This window comes from Nonomuraea sp. NPDC003201 (assembly GCF_053590415.1).
Window position 1 is genome coordinate 1 of record NZ_JBSFTC010000090.1, and the last position, 17916, is coordinate 17916.

The window sequence follows — 17916 nt, forward strand, 5'->3', positions numbered from 1 at the left end:
GCGGCGGCGAGGAGCTGGGCGGCGTCCGCGGGGTCCTGCACCACATGCAGCGCACCGCCGTCCAGGCCTCCCCGGACCTGCTCACCGCGGTCACCGGCCGCTGGACCACCGGCGCCGCGCGCGCCGAGCCGGGCATCCACCCGTTCCGCAAGTCCCTGGCGGAGCTGCGCGTCGGTGACACGATCGCCTCCGCGCCGCGTACGGTCTCGCTCGCCGACATCGAGCACTTCGCCGAGTTCACCGGGGACACCTTCTACGCGCACACCGACGCCGCGGCGGCGGCGCGCAACCCGCTGTTCGGCGGCATCGTCGCCCACGGGTACCTCGTCGTGTCCCTGGCCGCCGGGCTCTTCGTGGACCCGGCGCCCGGACCGGTCCTGGCGAACTTCGGCGTCGACTCCCTGCGCTTCCTCACCCCCGTGAAGGCGGGCGACACGATCGACGTGACGCTGACCGTCAAGCAGATCACCCCGCGCAGCAACGCCGACTACGGCGAGGTCCGCTGGGACGCCGTCGTCGCCAACCAGGACGGCCAGCCGGTCGCCACGTACGACGTGCTGACCCTCGTGGCCAAGACCTGGCCGCTGCCCGGACAGGAGGCCTGAGGTGGAGGACTCCTCGATCCTGCTGGAACGCGACGGCGCCGTGGCCGTGCTGACCCTCAACCGCCCGGACCGCCGCAACGCGCTGGACACCGGGCTGAAGACGGCGCTGCGCCGGGCGCTGGAGGAGGTCGCGGCCGACGACGCCGTACGAGCGGTGCTCCTGACCGGGGCGGGGACCGCCTTCTGCGTCGGCCAGGACCTCGCCGAGCACGCGGCGGCCCTCCGCTCGGACGCCGGGCACGCCTTCGACACCGTCGAGGAGGACTACGCGCCGATCGTCCGGCTCCTGGCCACCATGGGCAAACCGGTCGTCGCCGCCGTCAACGGCACGTGCGTCGGCGCCGGTCTGGCCCTCGCCCTGGCCTGTGACCTGCGGGTGCTCGCGGAGGAGGCCGTCTTCGCGACGGCGTTCACGGCGATCGGGCTGACGTGCGACTCGGGGCTGTCCCTGACGCTCGTACGGGCGGTCGGCGAGGCCAGGGCCAAGGAGCTGGTCCTGCTCGGTGAGTCGTTCGGCGCCCGGCAGGCGGTGGAGTGGGGGATCACGGGGCGCGTGGTCCCACGGGAGGAGGCGGGTGCGGTGGCGCGTGAGCTGGCGGCCCGGCTCGCCGCCGGGCCGACCGCCGCGTACGCCGAGTCCAAGCGGCTGATCGCCGGGGCCTGGGACCAGGACCTCGGCGCGGCACTCACCGCCGAGGCCCGCGCCCAGGCCCGCCTGGGGCTGACAGCCGACCACGCGGGAGCGGTGGAGGCGTTCCTCGAGAAACGCAAACCCACCTTCGAGGGCCGCTGACCCCTGGGGTCCCCGTCACGCGGCGGGGGCGGTGTGGATCGAGGTGGGGCGGGTGGCCGCGTCGTAGGCGGCGCGGGAGCCGGTCGCGCCCATGCCGCTGTCCCCGGCCGGTTCGTACAGCCGCTCGGGGCCGCCGCCCTGCCACTGGTTCACCCACACGACACCTGCGGGGATGCGGCGGGCGGCCGCCATGTGCTCGGGGTCGGCGGTGTACACGGTGGCGGCCAGGCCGAAGCGCGACGCGCTCGCCCGCTCCAGCCCCTCCTCGAAGGAGGAGACCACGACGACCGGGGCGATCGGGCCGAAGGTCTCCTCGGTCATGACCAGCATGGACTCGTCCACGCCGGTGAGCACGGTCGCGGGGTAGAAGAAGCCCCTGCCCTCGGGCACCACCCCGCCGGCCCGTACGGTCGCGCCGCGCGAGACCGCGTCGGCGACGTGCCGTGCCACGATGTCGCGCTGCCGCCGGTCGACCAGCGGGCCGAGCACGGTGGCCGTGTCGTGCCCGTCGCCGAGCGCGTACGTCCCCGCGGCCTCGACCAGGGCCTCGATGAACGGCTCGGCGACATCGCGGTGCACGTAGACGCGTTCCATGGAGGTGCAGATCTGGCCGGAGTTCGCGAAGGCGCCGAACGCGACCGCGGCGGCGGTGGCCACCGGGTCCACCCCCGCGTCGACCACCACGGGGTCCTTGCCGCCCAGCTCCAGGATCGAGCGGCGCAGCAGCGCCCCGGTCCGCTCGCCGACCTTGCGCCCGGACTCGACGGAGCCGGTGAAGTGCACGAGCCCGACGCGTTCGTCGGCCACCAGCGGCGCGCCCGCGCGGGAGTCGCCGAGGACCAGGTTGACCACGCCGGGCGGCAGGTCCATCAGCTCCAGCAGCCGCACCGCCGACATCGGCGAGCGCTCGGACGGCTTGAGGACGACGGTGTTCCCGGCGGCCAGCAGCGGGCCGAGCGCGCCCAGGGTCATGGGCACGGGGAAGTTCCACGGCACGATCACGGCCGTGGCGCCGAGCGGGGCGCGCACGATCGTGGTGCTGCCCCCGTCCGGCGCGGGGATGGTCTCCTCGAACGCGTACTCCAGGGCCTCGGCCGCCGCCGCCTTGAACCCCATCGCCGCGCCGCCGATGAAGGCCCGGCCGAGGGCGACGGGCTTGCCCATCTCCCGGCATTCGATCTCCGCCAGCTCGTCGGCGTGGGCGGCGATCGTGTCCGCCCATCGGGACAGCCGCTCCACCCGTTCGGCGACGGTCAGCGCGGCCCAGGCCGGTTGCGCGCGCACGGCCGCGTCCACGGCCAGGCGTACGTCCTGCGCTGAGCCGCTGGGACAGCGGGCGACGACCTCCTCGGTCGCGGGGTTGACCACATCGTGGAAGGCGTCTCCCCGGGAGTCTTCCCAGCTGCCGCCGATGAGGTTCTGCAGGGTTTTCACAGGGCTCCTTAGAGGCGGTCGGCCATGAGCTCGCCGACCATGATCGATGCCAGGTTGGTGTTGGCCCGGGGTACGGACGGGAAGATCGACGCGTCCACCACGCGCAGCCCCTCGACGCCGAGGACGCGGCACGACGGGTCCACCACCGTGGCGGCGTCCCCGGGCGCGCCCATCCGGCAGGTGCTGGTGCCGTGCTGGGCGTCGACCGCGGTGGCGAGGAGGTGCTCGTCGAGCGCGGCGTCGTCGTCCAGCACCGCGAACAGCCGCTTGTTGCCGGCCTCCACGGAGCCGGAGCCCGCGACGATCGTGGCCGCCTCGGGGCCGCGCGCCAGCTCGACCAGGGCGCGCACGCCATCGCGCAGGCGTTCCAGGTCGCGGGAGTCCGACAGCATACGTTCGCGCACCTCGGGCTGGGCCTGCGGGTCGGTGGAGGTCAGCGTCAGCACGCCGCGCGAGTGGTTCTGGTTGAGCCACACGCCGAAGCCGCCCGCCGGGAAGCGGGTGTCGGCGGCCTCCATGGACAGCACGTTCTGGTTCAGCGAGACGAACATCATGTCGTGCGGCAGCCCACCGCGGCCGCTGGTGTAGCGGACGCAGACGTTGGTGTGGCGGTCGTCGGCCGTCTTGATGGCGGCCTCCTGGGTCAGCGGCAGCTCGACGACGATCATCGGATGGTCCTGCATGCCGAGCCCGACCGGGAGATCCCGCCGTACCGTGATCCCCAGACGGCGCAGGTCGGCGGCCGGGCCGATGCCCGAGCGCATGAGGATCGCGGGGGAGTGGATCACGCCCGCGCTGAGGACGATCTCGTCCGCGTACGCGGTCACCGTCGTCCCGCCCACGACGGCCCGCACGCCGACGGCGCGGTCACCGGCGAAGAGGACCTGGTCGACCAGGGCGTCACCGCGGACGGTGAGGCCGGTCAGGGACCGGGCGGGCTCGAGGTAGCCGTCGTTGACCGTGACCCGGCGTCCGGCGCGCGAGTTGATCGGGTAGGGGGAGACCCCGGCGGCGCCGGGCGCGTTCACGTCCGGCGCCCAGGCGTGCCCGGCCGCCAGCGCGGCGGCGGCCAGCGCGGCGTCCACTCCGCCCCACCGCTCGCGCGGCATCCGGAAGATCGGAGTCGGCCCGCCGCGCCCGTGGTACGGCTCGTCGCCGAACTCCTCGTCGTCCTCCAGCTTCGCGAAGTACGGCAGCACGTCCCGCCACGACCAGCCGGCGCATCCCGCCGCGGCCCAGTCGTCGAAGTCGTCCATCGGCGGGCGAATCGCGATCTGCCCGTTGATCGACGAGCTGCCGCCGACACCCCTGCCCCGCCAGTACGGAGCCGGCGCCTGCCCGTCGGTGCGGGAGGAGGTGACGCCCATCCAGACCATGCCCTCGACGGCGGCGGGGTCCAGCAGCGCGCGGACCGGGTTCGGCGAGCGCCACGCCTCGTGCATCCGCGCCGAACGGTAGTCGGGCCCGGCCTCCAGCAGCAGGACGCGCTTGCCCCGCTCGGCGGAGCGGGCGGCGAGTGCCGCGCCGGCGGAACCCGCCCCCACGACGATGATGTCCCAGCCCGTGTCTGTCACGGCGAACCTCCTGCGCTCGGCCCGGAACCGCCCGGGCCACCGTTAGCCGGTAGACTGCCCTCAGCAGAAAGTTCAGTCAATAGTGAAAGTTCATTTTTTTCTGAACGGATGGTGTTCCGCTGGTGTCCGTCGGCGACGTGAACCCCCTGATCGACGACTTCGGCCTGCGCATCGGCCGCGCGATGGGCTGGCCGCCGATGGCCGGGCGCGCCGCGGGGGTGCTCATGCTGAGCGAGACGCCCATGACGATGGACGAGCTGCAGGCCGCCCTGAACGCCAGCAAGGGCTCGGTCTCGGAGACGACCCGCCTGCTCGTGGTCAACGGGACCGTACGGCGGTTCAAGGAGTCCGGGTCCCGGCAGTACGTCTACGAGTGGCGCGAGGACGCCTGGATCGGCTGCCTGCAGCACCAGCTGGAGCAGACGACCGAGCTGCTCTCTCTGGCCGAGAACGCCCGGGCCCGCTCGGCCGACCTCCCCGACCGGCAGCGCGCCCGCATGTCCGAGATGTACGAGTACTACACGTTCATGGTGCGGAGCCTGGAGGCGCTGCTCGGCGAGTACAAGGCGCTGCGGGCACGCTGACCGCTCACTCGGCTCCGGCGCCGCGGGCCTCCTCGAACACCAGCCACGTACGGGTGGCGCGGATGCCCGGGATGTCCTGGATGAGCTCCAGCACCACGTGCCGGAGCGTCGCGTTGTCCGGGGTCCTGACCAGGGCCAGGACGTCGTAGTCGCCGCCGACCAGGGCGAAGTTCTCGACGTACGGGGTCTCCCGGAGCCGGGCCGACACCGCGCGCCAGGAGTTCTGCTCGATGGTGAGCGAGACGTACGCGCTGGTGCCCAGGCCGGCCTTGTGCGGCGCGATCCGCGCCGTGAAGCCGGTGATCACCCCGGCGTCCATCAGCCGGGTGATCCTGGCGTAGACGTTGGCCCGGGAGACGTGCACGCGCTCGGCGAGGGTGCGCATCGAGATCCGGCCGTCCCGCCGCAGCTCGGCGATGATCGCCCGATCCACCCCGTCCAGCGGCGCGGCCGAATGTCCCGCCGACCCCTCTCCGGCGCCGTCGTTGAACGACAATCGGTCCTCCTGAAGACTGGTTTCAGACCTTTTGTCGCTCATCATGCCTGATGTCTTGAACACCTGGCTCCATGCGCGGACGCTTTCCCTGTCAAACGTCCAGTGAAAGGGAGCGTCGCATGTCCGTCGACGTCCTTCTGCCCTCACCCGTGCCGGTGCGCTTCGTCGCCGAGGACGGCACGGCGGTCCAGCCGCCCACCGGCTACCAGGTGCCGGAGGAGGAGCGGTTGCTGGAGGCCTACCGCCGGATGGTCGTCGGCCGCCGCTTCGACCGCCAGGCGACCGCGCTGACCAAGCAGGGGCGCCTGGCCGTCTACCCCTCCAGCCGCGGGCAGGAGGCCTGCCAGATCGCCGGGGTGCTCGCGCTGCGCGAGGACGATTGGCTGTTCCCGACCTACCGGGACTCGGTGGCGCTGGTCTCCCGGGGCCTCGATCCCGTCGAGGTGCTGACCCTGCTGAGGGGCGGCTGGCACTGCGGGTACGACCCCGCCGCCACCCGGGTCGCGCCCCAGTGCACCCCGCTGGCCACCCAGACCATCCACGCCGTGGGCATGGCCGACGCCCTGCGCCGCAAGAACGAGAGCGGCGTCGTCATGGCCTTCATCGGCGACGGCGGCACCAGCGAGGGCGACTTCCACGAGGCGCTGAACTACGCCGCGGTCCTGCACGCGCCCGTCGTGTTCTTCGTGCAGAACAACAAGTACGCGATCTCCGTGCCGCTGGCCAAGCAGAGCGCCGCGCCCGCGCTCGCGTACAAGGGCATCGGGTACGGCATCCGCTCCGAGCAGGTGGACGGCAACGACCTCGTCGCGGTGCTGTCCGTCCTGACCGCGGCCGTGGAGCACGCGCGTACGGGCGGCGGCCCTTTCCTGGTGGAGGCGCACACCTACCGGATGGACCCCCACACCAACGCCGACGACGCCGCCCGGTACCGGGACAAGCGGGAGGTCGAGCAGTGGGAGGCGGCCGACCCGCTCGCCCGCCTGGAGACCTACCTGCGTGGGCGCGGCGTGCTCGATGCGGCCGCCGTCGAGTCGGCGCACGAGGCCGCCGAGGAGTTCGCCGCCCGGGTGCGTACGGAGATGAACGCCGACCCGAAGGTGGATCCGTTCGAGCTGTTCGAGCACGTCTTCGCCGAGGCCACGCCCCAGTTGCGCGAGCAGCGGGCCCTGCTGGCGTCCGAGCTGGAGGACTGATGACCACCTTGAGCATGGCGCAGGCGCTGAACGCCGCGCTTCGGGACGCTCTGCGCGAGGACGAACGCGTTCTCGTCTTCGGCGAGGACGTGGGCCCGCTGGGCGGCGTCTTCCGCATCACCGACGGGCTGACCAAGGAGTTCGGCGAGGAGCGGTGCTTCGACACGCCGCTGGCCGAAGCCGGGATCGTGGGACTGGCCGTGGGGCTGGCCATGGGCGGCTTCCGGCCGGTGATCGAGATGCAGTTCGACGCGTTCGCCTACCCGGCCTTCGAACAGATCGCCTCGCACGTGGCCAAGCTGCGCAACCGCACGCGCGGGCGGCTGTCGCTGCCGATGGTGATCAGGATCCCGTACGCGGGCGGCATCGGCGGCGTCGAGCACCACTGCGACTCCAGCGAGGCGTACTACGCGCACACGCCCGGCCTGAAGGTCGTGACCCCCGCGACGGCCGACGACGCGTACTGGCTGCTGCGCGACGCCATCGCCGACCCCGACCCGGTGATCTTCATGGAACCCAAGCGCCTGTACTGGTCCAAGGGCGAGACGTCCGCCGGGGACCGGCGGGCGGCGGGGTTCGGGCGGGCGGCGGTGCTGCGCGAGGGCCGCGACGCGACGCTGGTCGCCTATGGGCCGAGCGTTTCGGTGGCGCTCCAGGCCGCCGACGCCGCGGCCCAGGACGGGCTCGCCCTGGAGGTGGTGGACCTGCGGACGATCGTCCCGTTCGACGACTCGACCGTCGTGTCCTCCGTACGCAAGACCGGGCGCTGCGTGGTGATCCAGGAGGCCCAGGGGTTCGCCGGGGTGGGCGCGGAGATCGCGGCCCGCGTGCAGGAGCGGTGCTTCCACTCGCTGGCGGCGCCGGTGCTGCGGGTCACGGGGTTCGACATCCCGTACCCGCCGCCGATCCTCGAGCACTCGCACCTGCCGGACGCCGACCGGGTGCTGGACGCGGTGGACCGGCTCCAGTTCGGTGACGAGCCCGATCTGGCGCACCTGGGCGGTTCCGGGGAGGCGTCATGACACGGCACGTGTTCCGCCTGCCCGATCTGGGCGAGGGGCTGACGGAGGCCGAGATCGTCGACTGGAAGGTCGCCGTCGGGGACACCGTCGAGATCGACCAGATCGTGGTGGAGGTCGAGACGGCCAAGGCGGCGGTGGAGGTGCCTGTGCCGTACGCGGGGACGGTGCTGAGCCTGCACGCATCGGCGGGGGCCGTCCTGTCGGTGGGGGAGCCGCTCATCGAGGTCGGCCCGGCGGGCGGCGTGGGCGATTCGGCCGCCGCGGAGCGCTACCGGGAGGAGGAACGCGCCGGATCCGGAAATGTCCTCATCGGCTACGGCACCGGCCACACCCCCACCACCCGCCGCCGCTCCCGCAAGGCCCCCGCAACCCCCGGCCACCCACCTACGGCCCCGGCCTCCCGCCCCGCGTCCCCGTCGCCGGCCGCGCCTGCTTCCCCGGCCGTGCCCGCTTCCCCGCCCGTGTCCCCGTCCCTGGCCGCGGCTGGTGAGCGGCAGGCGCCTCGGGTGATCTCCCCGCTCGTGCGCAGGCTCGCCCACGAGCACGGCGTGGATCTCGGTGCCGTCACCCCCACCGGACCCCGCGGTGTGATCCTCCGCCGCGACGTCGAACGCGCCATGGCCACCCCCGCCGCCTCCGCCGTCGCCCCGGCCAAACCGGGAGCGACCGGAACCCCACTGCGGGCCGAGCGCATCCCCCTGCGCGGACTCCGGCGGGCGGTGGCCGACAAGCTGAGCCGCAGCCGTACCGAGATCCCCGACGCCACCACCTGGGTGGACGTCGACGCCACCGGCCTGCTAGAGGTCAAGGACGCGCTCCGGCGGGACCGCCCGGACCTCGGCATCGGGCTGCTCGCGCTCCTGGCCCGCAGCTGCGTGGCCGCCCTGCGCCGCTTCCCCGAGCTGAACTCCTCGGTCGACACCGCCCGCGCCGAGATCGTCCGGCACGGCCACGTCAACCTCGGCTTCGCCGCCCAGACCGATCGCGGCCTGGTCGTGCCGGTGGTCCGCGACGCGCAGCTCATGACGACCGCGCAGCTCGCCGCCGAACTGACCAGGCTCACCGCCCTCGCCCGCGAAGGCACGCTGCCTCCCGCGGCGCTGACCGGGGGCACGTTCACGCTCAACAACTACGGCGTCTTCGGCGTGGACGGATCCACCCCGATCATCAACCACCCCGAGGCGGCGCTCCTCGGCGTCGGCCGCATCATCGACCGCCCCTGGGTGAAGGACGGCGCGGTCGTGCCCCGCAAGGTCACCCAGCTGTCGTTCACGTTCGACCACCGTGTCTGCGACGGCGGCGCGGCAGGCGGCTTCCTGCGCTTCGTGGCCGACTGCGTGGAGAACCCCGCCATCCTGCTCGCCCACGTCTGACGGAAGGAAGTGACATCAGGTGGTCAACGTACGCTCGTCTCTGCTCGACCTTCAGTCCTACGTGCCGGGCCGCAAGTCGCCCGGGGCCGTCGTCCTGGCCAGTAACGAGTGCCCGTACGGCCTGCTGCCCGGCGTCGCCGCCCGCCTGGCCGAGCTGACCGGCGGCCTGTCCCGGTACCCGGACATGGGGGCCGCCCGCCTGCTCGAAGCGCTGGCCGCCCGCCACGGGGTGAGCACCGATCGCATCGCCGTGGGCGCGGGCTCGTCCGAGGTCTGCGGGCAGGTCCTGCACACGGTGTGCGGGCCGGGCAGCGAGGTGGTCTTCGGGTGGCGGTCGTTCGAGGCGTACCCGATCCTGACCACGGTGGCGGGCGGAGTCCCCGTACGGGTCCCGCTGCGTGACCACGTCCAGGACCTCCGGGCCATGGCGGCGGCCATCACCCCGCGGACCAGGCTGGTGTTCGTCTGCAACCCCAACAACCCGACCTCCACCCCCGTCGGCGAGGCCGCTCTGCGCGCCTTCGTGGACCAGGTGCCCGAGCACGTGCTGATCGCCGTCGATGAGGCCTACCACGAGTACGCCGACCCGTCCGCCGTGCCGGACGCGCTCGCGCTCTTCGGCGACCGGCCGAACGTCGTCGTGCTCAGGACCTTCTCCAAGGCGTACGCGCTGGCCGGGCTGCGGGTCGGCTACTGCGTCGGACCGCCGGAGATCATCGCCCAGGTACGCAAGACGCAGACGCCCTTCAGCGTCAGCGCCCTCGCCCAGGAGGCGGCGATCGCGGCGCTCCGCGAGCACGAGGAGGTGGACAGGCGGGTCGCCCTCACGGTCAAGGAACGTGACCGCGTCACCGGTGAGCTCCGGGCCCTCGGCTACGACCTGCCGCCGTCCCAGGCCAACTTCCTGTGGCTCCCGCTCGGTCACGACAGCGCGCCCTTCGCCGACCACTGCCACGCCAACGGGGTGATCGTGCGGGCGTTCCCGGGGGAGGGCGTGCGCGTCTGAGCGGGCTGTCGGGCGGGCAGCAGGCGCAGATGGCGGTCACGCCGCCCCGGCTGACGGGGCGGCTCTGCCGGTCAAGCGCCGCTCGTGACCTCGTCCACGCCCCGGTCCAGCCGCAGGCCGCGGGTCTCCCTGAACGAGGTCAGCACCACCACCAGCGACACGGCCGCGAGCCCCACCATGTAGTAGGCGGGCGCGACGGCGCTGCCCGTCGCGGAGACCAGCCCGGTCGCCGCGAACGGGGCGGTGCCGCCGAACAGCACGTACGCCGCCGTGTACCCGATGGCCGAGCCGCTCGCCCGCACCTTCGCGGGGAACATCTCCACCAGCGCGGGCACGTTGGAGGTGCCGATCACCGACACGAGCATCGCCAGCACCGACGTGCCGACCATCGCCCCGGCCAGGCTCGACCCCATCAGCCAGAACGCCGGCAGCGGCAGCAGCACGAAGCCCGCGCACGCGACGACGAGCATGGGCCGGCGGCCGAACCGGTCGCTGGCCGCCGCCGCGAACAGGCAGGCCACGCTGTAGGCGAGCATCGAGACCACGTTCGTGAGCTGGGCCTGGCTCTTGGTGTAGCCGAGCTCCTCCGACATGTACGCGATCATGTAGCTGCTCATCAGGTAGTACCCGACGGCGTTCGTGATGCTGTAGCCGAAGAGCGTCGCGATCTGGCGACCGCAGCGGCGTACGGCCTCGCGCAGCGGCGCCGGCTCGACCGCGTCGTGCTGCTGCAGCGACCGGAACACGGGCGTGTCCTCGACCTTGGACCGCAGGTAGAGCCCGATGAGCCCGAGCGGCGCCGCCAGCAGGAACGGGATGCGCCAGCCCCAGCTCTGCAGGGCCTCGGTCGTGACCGTCGAGGTGATCAGGAAGCCGACGCCGGAGCCCGCCACGCTGGCCAGGCCCACGGTCACCGGCACGGCGGCGGCGAAGCGGGCCCGCCGCCCCTCCGGCGCGTACTCCACGATGAACGCCGACGCCCCCGTGTACTCGCCGCCGGTCGAGAACCCCTGGGCGCAGCGCAGCAGGAACAGCAGGATCGGCGCGGCCATGCCCCAGGAGGCGTAGGTGGGCAGGATGCCGATGAGGAACGTGGCGCCGCTCATCGTCAGGATGGTCAGCGCCAGCATCCTGTTGCGGCCGAGGCGGTCGCCGTACCTGCCGAAGAAGGCGGCCCCGAGCGGGCGGGCGATGAACCCGCCCGCGAAGATCGCCCAGGTGGCGAGCAGCGCGGCCGTCGTGTCGTAGTCGGGGAAGAACAGCTTGGCGATCGTCGCGGACATCACCGCGTACGCCGCCGAGTCGAACCATTCGACGAAGTTGCCGATGGCGGAGGCCAGGGTGACCTTGCGCCGGACGTCAGTGGAGGCGTGGGGGGTCATTGCTTGCTCCCTAGTTCTGGTGACGGAGTCGGAGCTGGGCGCGCTGGATCTTTCCGGTCGCCGACCGGGGCAGCTCGTCCACGAACTCGATCTCCCTGGGGTAGGCGAAGCGCGAGTGCGTGGTCTTGGCGAACTCGCGGATCTGCCGTGCCAGCTCCTCGCCCGGCAGGTGGCCGGGCGCCGGCCGGATCCACGCCTTGACGGCCTGGCCGCGTACGGGGTCGGGCACCCCGGCCACGCCCACGTCCGCGACGGCGGGATGGGCGCGCAGCGCCTCCTCGATCTCGTCGGGGCCGACGCGGTAGCCGGAGGTCTTGATCACGTCGTCGACGCGGCCGAGGAACCAGTAGTAGCCGTCCTCGTCCACCCGCGCGTGGTCCTTGGTGTGGAACCACTCGCCGCCGAACACCTCCCGGGAGGGCTCGGGGCGGTTCCAGTAGCCGAGCGGGAACTGCGGGTTGCTCCGCGCCCGCAGGCAGATCTCGCCGACCTCGCCCGCCGGGACCGGCCGCTCGTGCTCGTCGAGGAGCGCCACGTCCCAGCCGGGCAGCGGCCGGCCCATGGAGCCCTCCTTGACCGGAGTGCCGGGGAAGTTCCCGATCAGCGGGTACGACTCCGTGGAGCCGTAGTAGTCGAGCAGCGTGACCCCGAACTGGTCGCGGAACCAGCGGATCAGGTCGGCGGTGAGCGGCTCGTTGGCGCAGCAGATCGTACGGAACCGCTGCGGGTGACGGCGGCCCGCGTCGGGCAGCTGCTCGCGCGTCTTGCGCAGGAACGTGGGGTTGACCAGGCCGGTCGTGACGCCGTTGCGCGCCATGCTGCCCAGCAGCCCCTCCGGGTCGAACCCCGCCGCTGGCCGGTAGACCAGGTGCGTGGCGCCCGCCCTGAGCGGGCCCATGAGCTTGGCCATCGACCAGGCCCACTCTCCCGCGCCGTAGAAGACGTCGCCGGGACGCAGGTCGTGGCAGTGCCGGAACTCGTTGTGGCCGAGCAGCGTGCGGTGCGCGTGCACGATGCCCTTGGCGGGACCGGTCGTGCCGGAGGTGTAGAAGATCAGCGCGGGGTCGTCGGCGGCGGTGTCGGCGTCCTCGAACTCCGGCGTCAGCAGGCCGATCGCCGGGTCGTCCACGTCGACCACGGTCCCGTCGTACCCGCTCGCCCGCCGGATCGCGCCCGCCTCCGTGACCAGCACCGACGCGCCCGAGTCGGCGAGCCGGTAGGCGATCTGGTCGTCGGCCCAGAGCAGCGACATGGTCACGAGCACGGCGCCGGTACGCAGCACGCCCAGGTACGTCGCCGGGGTGTCGGTGCGCTGCGGGAGCATGACCGCGACCCGGTCGCCGGGACGGACGCCGAGTCCGTGCAGGCAGGCGGCCACCTGGCGGGAGCGGTCCTGCACGGCGCCCCAGCGGACCTCCTCGCGCGCTCCCGTGTGATCCTCGAAGATCAGCGCCAGGTTCTCGCGGGGGTGGCGGTCGGCCACGTCCACGGCCATGTTGTAGCGTCCGGGAACGCTCCACTCGGTCACTTGGCGCGTCCCTTCAGAAAACGGGCCATCTCCCGCTGGGGTTCGCCCGAGGCGTACGCGGCGGCGTGCACCTGCTTGGCCGCCGCGACCGAGTCGGCCAGGGCGTCCCGCTCCAGCTCCCTGAGCCGCCCCTTCGTCAGCGCCACCGCGCCGGAGGGCAGCGCGGCCAGCTCCTTGGCCTGCGCCACGGCGGCGGCCAGCACGTCGTTCTCCGCCACGAGCCTGGTCAGCAGGCCGAGCCGCTCCGCCTCCGCCCCGTACACCAGGCGTCCGGTCAGCGCGAACTCGATGGTCTTCGCGCGGCCGAGCACGCCCCACATGGCCCAGATGCCGGTGATGCTCGGGATGCCCGACAGCACCTCCGGCTGGCCCATCCGGGTGCCCGCGTGGCCGATGCGCAAGTCGGCCAGCAGCGCGAACTGGAACCCCGAACCGGCCGCCACCCCGTTCACCGCGGCCACGACCGGCTTGTCCAGGTCGAGCACCGCCCGGTAGAGCCGGTCGAAGCCGTCGATCCAGGCGTCGGAGGCGGCGTGGTCGCCGGGGTCGATCCCGGCCGTCTCACCCAGGTCCTGACCGGCGCAGAAAGCGCGTCCCGCCCCCGTGAGGACGACGGCGCCCACCTCCGGGTCGGCGCCCGCCGCGCGCAGCAGCTCGATCAGCCGCTCCCGCATCCCGGCGGTCCAGGCGTTCAGCTTCTCCGGGCGGTTCAAGGTGATCACCGCGACGGGTCCGTCACGGTCCAGCAGCACACTCACTAGCGTCCCTCCGCAGGTCAACGGGCTTGTCGGGGATATAACCAGGTCTTGCGGGTCGCTGGCCAACATCAATGTGGACTCTTGGCGATATCAGAGCGATATGGTCAGGGTGATGGAGCTACGCCACCTGCGCTATTTCGTCATGGTCGCCGAGGAGCTGCACTTCGGCCGGGCCGCGGAGCGGCTGCACATGGCGCAGCCGCCGCTGTCCCAGCGCATCCGCGACCTGGAGCGGGAGCTGGGCGTCCGGCTGTTCGACCGCAACCCGCACCGCGTCTCGCTCACCGAGGCCGGCGCGCTGCTGCTCGAGCACGCGCGCGGGGTGCTGGAGCGGGCGGACGCGGCCCGCGAGGCCATGCGCCGCATCCGCCCGGGGGACTCGGGCGTGCTCCGGGCCGGGGTGCCGCCGGACACGACGCCGATGGCGCTCAGGACGCTGGTGGCCAGGTTCGCCGAGCGCGTCCCCGACGTGCTGCTGGAGCTGCACGAGCTGACCACCGCCAGCCAGCTCGCCAAGCTGCGCGCGGAGGAGCTCGACGTGGGCCTCGTCCGGCATCCCTGTGACACGGTGGGGCTGGAGTCGAGCGAGGTCGTCCACCGGCGGCTCGGCGTGGTGCTGCCCGCCGGCCACCGCGCGGCCGTGCAGGAGGTGGTACGCCTGCGCTCGCTCGACGGGTCACCGCTGGTGATCTTCCCCCGGGAGATGGCGCCCCAGCTCTACGACCACGTGCTGGAGGCGTGCCGGGACAACGGGTTCCTGCCCGGCGCGATCAGGCACGCCAGAAACCCCCACTTCGTGCACGGCCTCGTCATGTCGGGGCTGGGGGCGCACCTCAACGAGGAGCCGTACGACGAGCTGCCCGCCGGGCTGGTGTGGCGGCCGATCGACGAACCCCGGCTGACCTGGTCGACCTCGGCGGTGTGGCTGCCGGTGCAGGGCGGCGAGGTCGCCACCGCCTTCGCCGCCGCGGCCCTCGCGGGGCTGCGCGAGGTCGGCCATGCCTAGTGCCGCGGTCCGCGACGGCGGAGGTCAGCGGGCCCGGCGGCGCCAGACCGAGGGGCTGAGGGCGCGGGCTCGCTTGAACGCCACGCTGAAGGCGAAGGCGTCCTCGTACCCGACCTGCCGGGCCACGGTGGCGACGGTCGCCTCGGTGTCACGGAGCAGGTCCGCCGCCAGGGCCATGCGCCAGCCGGTGAGATAGGTGAGCGGGGGCTCGCCGACCAGGCTGGTGAAGCGCGCGGCGAAGGCGGCGCGGGACATGCCGACCTTGGCGGCCAGCTCGGCGACCGTCCATCGGTGGGCGGGGTCCTCGTGCAGCAGGCGCAGCACATCCCCGATCGCGGGGTCGGCCAGCGCGCGATGCCAGGCGGGCAGGGCCGGATCCGGCCTGGCGCACCATGCGCGCAACGCCAGCACGAGCACCAGATCGAGCAGGCGGTCGAGGATGGCGTCCTGGCCGGGTTCGTCGCAGGCGACCTCGGTGGCCAGCAGCTCCAGCGCCGCTCGGGTCCGCGGCCCGGCGGGCACGACCGCCAGCGGCGGGAGCATGTCCAGCAGGCGGTCGCCCACGTCGCCGCGGAGTTCGTACGCGCCCCGGATCATGACCGTGGCCCCGGGCAGGCCGTCACCGTAGGTGCGGGGCGCCAGACTCCGGTGAGCCGCCGCCTGGTCGCCGCCGACGGCGTACTTCTTCTGCCCCTGAATCACCACCTGAGGTGGGGTGGACGGGCTGTCGGCGATCGTGTAGCGGCTCGTGGCGCTGATGAGGGCGATGTCACCGGCGGCGAGATGTACGGGGGCGACGTCCTCGCCGAGCCGGACCGACGCGTGGCCGCCGAGCGTGGCCACGACCGTGAGCGGGGGAGCGTCGGTGAAGCCCAGCGACCACGGCGGCCGCTGGACCAGCTTCCTGACCAGCGCGTTCTTGGCGCGGGCCCGGTGCAGCAGGTCGCTCAGGACATCCATGCCCATCACGGTAGACGATCACAAAGGTATCCCGGATGTTCTCCCATGGATCGTCTTCGCTTTGTGGAGTTCCCTTAGGGGAATGACGAACATCCTCATCCTGGGCGGCAACGGCAAGACCGGTCGCCGCATCGTCCGGCGTCTGCGGAGCGCCGGCCATCCGGTACGGGCGGTGGCCCGTACCACCGGAGACCTCCCCTTCGACCTGGGCGATCCGGCGACGTGGGCGCCCGCGCTCGACGGCGTCACCGCGGCCTACCTCATGGAGCCCGACCTGCGGGGGAGTGTCGACCACCGCGCGCGCATCCCCGGGTTCGTGGCCGAGGCGGTCGCGTCGGGGGTGCGGCGGCTGGTGCTGCTGTCGGCCTACGGCGTCGGCGAGGCCGGTGACAGCCATCCCCTCAAGCCCGCCGAGCAGGCCGTGCGCGGCTCCGGCGTCGGCTGGACCATCCTGCGGCCGGACTGGTTCGCGCAGAACTTCAGTGAGAGCTTCTGGCGGCAGGGGGTTCTCTCCGGGGAGCTGTTCCTGCCCGCCGGTGACGGGGGTACGCCGTTCGTCGACGCGGAGGACATCGCCGAGGTAGCCGCAGTGGCGCTCACCGAGGACCGCCACGGCGGCCGGACGTACCAGCTGACCGGGCCGCGGGCGATCAGCTTCGGCGAGGCGGCCGACCTCATCGGCAAGGCCACCGGGCGTACGATCCGTCACGTCGACGTGGAGCCCGAGGTCTTCGTCGGGCGTCAGGTCGCCAATGGCGTCCCGGCCGACGTCGCCCGGCTGCTCACCGGCCTCTTCGTGGCCGTCCGCGACGGCCGGGGCTCCCCGGTCTCGGACGGCGTGGAACAGGCCCTCGGCCGGCCGCCCGGGCCGTTCGAGGACTACGTCGCGGAGACGGCCGCCGCCGGCCACTGGGACTGACCGCCACGACGGGGCGGGTTCCTAGAGGAATTCACCCCAAACCGCGACGGCGTCCCCCTGCTCCCAAGGTTCCGCATCACCATCGCGCGGGTGGAAGTCGTTGGTGACGTATTCGGCAAGGTCTCGGCCGTAGCTGATGATGTCCGTTCCCCATATCGACAGCACCTGACTGCCGGAGGTGCCGCGTCCGCCGGGCAGGAAGCGATGGGCGTAGAGCGGGATCAGCTTCGGCGCCCTCGCCAGCGCGTCCCCCGCGATCCGGAGCGCCTCCGCCTTGTCCTTTGGCTGGGCTCCCCATGAGCTCAGCCAAGCGCCGTACTCCACGTCGCGCAGGACCTGGCGTACCGGCCACTCCACGTGGTGGCGAAGCTCCTCCTCCTCGCCGTCGCGCCAGTCCGGCCAGGGACGTTCCCAGGTGGCGCCCGCCTCCGGCCGGGCGGAGTTGATCGGGAGCCCGGCGGCGAGGAAGGCCCGGTGATCGTCGGCGAACTCGATGCCGTACTCCGCCTCGATCCAGGTGAACTCCCTGTCACTCAGCCCCGGCGTGATCTCACACGCCCCGGACGACGCCAGGCGCCGAGCGGCCTCGCGCCCGAGGTGGACGGCAGCTGGATGCAGCATGCCACCCACCATAGCGAGCCATGATCGCCCGCTCCGGCATGCGCGACCTCGCCGCCCGCGATGCCAGGGTCCGGCCATCGAGCACGCCCGGCCCTCGTCCGCCGCAGGGTCGACGTCTACTCCTGGGCCAGGGCCGATCGTCGGGACCGGTCGGTGGCGCAATGGGCCAAGATCGAAGAGCGCCGGACGCGCCGGCGTCTGCGTCTCCAGCTCGAGGCGATCCGCCAGAGGGCCAACGCCGCCGAGGCCGTCGACGATCTCGAGGTCCACCCTGCCCGACACCGTCGCAACGCCATCTGGCTGTACTGACCGGGGACACCGATACGGCCTACCGGCGGCACCCCGAGCGTCTCGGTGACGGCTGTGCCGCCGGTACCGGCTGATAGCCGGGCCTCTGGAGCCGGCTCAGCTCAGCGCTTGGAAGCTGCCGACGATCAACCGGTCGATCGCGGTCTTGGACCGGGCTGGGGTCTGGCTGTCGGGCGCGGCCGGCCGCCTGGCCCAGGCGAGTACGGCGAGTGCGACGTGGCCGCGGTCGCGACACCAGGCCGGCCAGGACAAGATCGTCGCGCGGCGGGTGTTCCAGGTGTTGACCGCCGCGCCGCGCCGCGCCACACGGCTTCCAGGGCCTCGCCGATCTCGTCGTCGCTCACCGCCGT

Annotated in this window: 19 protein-coding genes; 10 read left to right on the top strand and 9 right to left on the bottom strand. The window is 72.8% G+C overall.

What is annotated here, in order from left to right; genetic code table 11:
* Window positions 1-605: MaoC/PaaZ C-terminal domain-containing protein (locus ACWDX9_RS28125; protein ID WP_449959090.1), on the top strand; the 605-nt coding region annotated here is incomplete at its 5' end.
* Between the two features lies 1 nt (window position 606).
* Window positions 607-1398 carry an enoyl-CoA hydratase/isomerase family protein gene (locus ACWDX9_RS28130; protein WP_449959092.1) on the top strand — a complete coding sequence of 264 codons (792 nt, stop codon included), beginning with the start codon at window positions 607-609 and terminating at the stop codon, window positions 1396-1398.
* Between the two features lie 15 nt (window positions 1399-1413).
* Here the strand turns inward: ACWDX9_RS28130 and ACWDX9_RS28135 are convergent, their stop codons facing one another.
* Both ACWDX9_RS28135 and ACWDX9_RS28140 read right to left on the bottom strand, forming a co-directional pair.
* Window positions 1414-2832: an aldehyde dehydrogenase family protein gene (locus tag ACWDX9_RS28135; RefSeq protein WP_449959094.1), complete on the bottom strand. Its 1419-nt coding sequence runs from the start codon at window positions 2830-2832 to the stop codon at window positions 1414-1416.
* A gap of 8 nt (window positions 2833-2840) precedes the next feature.
* Complete coding sequence (locus ACWDX9_RS28140) at window positions 2841-4406, bottom strand: GMC family oxidoreductase (protein ID WP_449959096.1); 1566 nt, start codon at window positions 4404-4406, stop codon at window positions 2841-2843.
* Between the two features lie 122 nt (window positions 4407-4528).
* Here ACWDX9_RS28140 and ACWDX9_RS28145 point away from each other — a divergent pair, with 122 nt between their 5' ends.
* Entirely contained in the window at window positions 4529-4990 is a 462-nt protein-coding gene (locus ACWDX9_RS28145) for a GbsR/MarR family transcriptional regulator (RefSeq protein WP_449909280.1), read from the top strand.
* Window positions 4991-4994: 4 nt separating this feature from the next.
* On the opposite strand, the gene ACWDX9_RS28150 is transcribed toward ACWDX9_RS28145, so the two are convergent.
* The gene (locus ACWDX9_RS28150) at window positions 4995-5486 is read right to left on the bottom strand and encodes an Lrp/AsnC family transcriptional regulator (protein ID WP_449959098.1); all 492 of its coding nucleotides are present in this window, start codon (window positions 5484-5486) and stop codon (window positions 4995-4997) included.
* 119 nt (window positions 5487-5605) lie between these two features.
* Between ACWDX9_RS28150 and pdhA the strand changes: the two genes are divergently transcribed.
* The 4 genes from pdhA to ACWDX9_RS28170 are packed head-to-tail and all read left to right on the top strand — an operon-like array spanning window position 5606 to window position 10083.
* Window positions 5606-6682, top strand: a complete 1077-nt coding sequence (gene pdhA / locus ACWDX9_RS28155) for a pyruvate dehydrogenase (acetyl-transferring) E1 component subunit alpha (protein WP_449959100.1) — start codon at window positions 5606-5608, stop codon at window positions 6680-6682.
* Entirely contained in the window at window positions 6682-7704 is a 1023-nt protein-coding gene (locus ACWDX9_RS28160) for an alpha-ketoacid dehydrogenase subunit beta (RefSeq protein WP_449959102.1), read from the top strand. The genes pdhA and ACWDX9_RS28160 overlap by 1 nt, the downstream gene beginning before the upstream one ends.
* Window positions 7701-9077 carry a dihydrolipoamide acetyltransferase family protein gene (locus ACWDX9_RS28165; RefSeq protein WP_449959104.1) on the top strand — a complete coding sequence of 459 codons (1377 nt, stop codon included), beginning with the start codon at window positions 7701-7703 and terminating at the stop codon, window positions 9075-9077. Before ACWDX9_RS28160 ends, ACWDX9_RS28165 begins: the two co-directional genes overlap by 4 nt.
* 19 nt (window positions 9078-9096) lie before the next feature.
* Entirely contained in the window at window positions 9097-10083 is a 987-nt protein-coding gene (locus tag ACWDX9_RS28170) for a histidinol-phosphate transaminase (RefSeq protein WP_449959106.1), read from the top strand.
* 71 nt (window positions 10084-10154) lie between these two features.
* Here the strand turns inward: ACWDX9_RS28170 and ACWDX9_RS28175 are convergent, their stop codons facing one another.
* The 3 genes from ACWDX9_RS28175 to ACWDX9_RS28185 are packed head-to-tail and all read right to left on the bottom strand — an operon-like array spanning window position 10155 to window position 13745.
* On the bottom strand, window positions 10155-11465 hold the full coding sequence (locus ACWDX9_RS28175; RefSeq protein WP_449959107.1) for an MFS transporter: 1311 nt from the start codon (window positions 11463-11465) through the stop codon (window positions 10155-10157).
* Between the two features lie 10 nt (window positions 11466-11475).
* On the bottom strand, window positions 11476-12993 hold the full coding sequence (locus ACWDX9_RS28180) for an acyl-CoA synthetase (protein WP_449959109.1): 1518 nt from the start codon (window positions 12991-12993) through the stop codon (window positions 11476-11478).
* The gene (locus ACWDX9_RS28185) at window positions 12990-13745 is read right to left on the bottom strand and encodes an enoyl-CoA hydratase/isomerase family protein (RefSeq protein WP_449959111.1); all 756 of its coding nucleotides are present in this window, start codon (window positions 13743-13745) and stop codon (window positions 12990-12992) included. Before ACWDX9_RS28185 ends, ACWDX9_RS28180 begins: the two co-directional genes overlap by 4 nt.
* A 118-nt stretch (window positions 13746-13863) precedes the next feature.
* Here ACWDX9_RS28185 and ACWDX9_RS28190 point away from each other — a divergent pair, with 118 nt between their 5' ends.
* Window positions 13864-14757: a LysR substrate-binding domain-containing protein gene (locus ACWDX9_RS28190; RefSeq protein ID WP_449959112.1), complete on the top strand. Its 894-nt coding sequence runs from the start codon at window positions 13864-13866 to the stop codon at window positions 14755-14757.
* A gap of 24 nt (window positions 14758-14781) precedes the next feature.
* Here the strand turns inward: ACWDX9_RS28190 and ACWDX9_RS28195 are convergent, their stop codons facing one another.
* Window positions 14782-15717 (bottom strand): cupin domain-containing protein, encoded by a 936-nt coding sequence (locus tag ACWDX9_RS28195; protein WP_449959114.1) that lies wholly within the window; start codon window positions 15715-15717, stop codon window positions 14782-14784.
* Between the two features lie 82 nt (window positions 15718-15799).
* Here ACWDX9_RS28195 and ACWDX9_RS28200 point away from each other — a divergent pair, with 82 nt between their 5' ends.
* Complete coding sequence (locus tag ACWDX9_RS28200; RefSeq protein WP_449959116.1) at window positions 15800-16636, top strand: NAD(P)H-binding protein; 837 nt, start codon at window positions 15800-15802, stop codon at window positions 16634-16636.
* 21 nt (window positions 16637-16657) lie between these two features.
* On the opposite strand, the gene ACWDX9_RS28205 is transcribed toward ACWDX9_RS28200, so the two are convergent.
* Entirely contained in the window at window positions 16658-17257 is a 600-nt protein-coding gene (locus ACWDX9_RS28205) for a hypothetical protein (protein WP_449959118.1), read from the bottom strand.
* 153 nt (window positions 17258-17410) lie between these two features.
* Between ACWDX9_RS28205 and ACWDX9_RS28210 the strand changes: the two genes are divergently transcribed.
* Window positions 17411-17566, top strand: a complete 156-nt coding sequence (locus ACWDX9_RS28210) for a hypothetical protein (RefSeq protein WP_449959120.1) — start codon at window positions 17411-17413, stop codon at window positions 17564-17566.
* A gap of 96 nt (window positions 17567-17662) precedes the next feature.
* On the opposite strand, the gene ACWDX9_RS28215 is transcribed toward ACWDX9_RS28210, so the two are convergent.
* The gene (locus ACWDX9_RS28215) at window positions 17663-17872 is read right to left on the bottom strand and encodes a hypothetical protein (protein WP_449959122.1); all 210 of its coding nucleotides are present in this window, start codon (window positions 17870-17872) and stop codon (window positions 17663-17665) included.
* Window positions 17873-17916 lie beyond the last annotated feature (44 nt).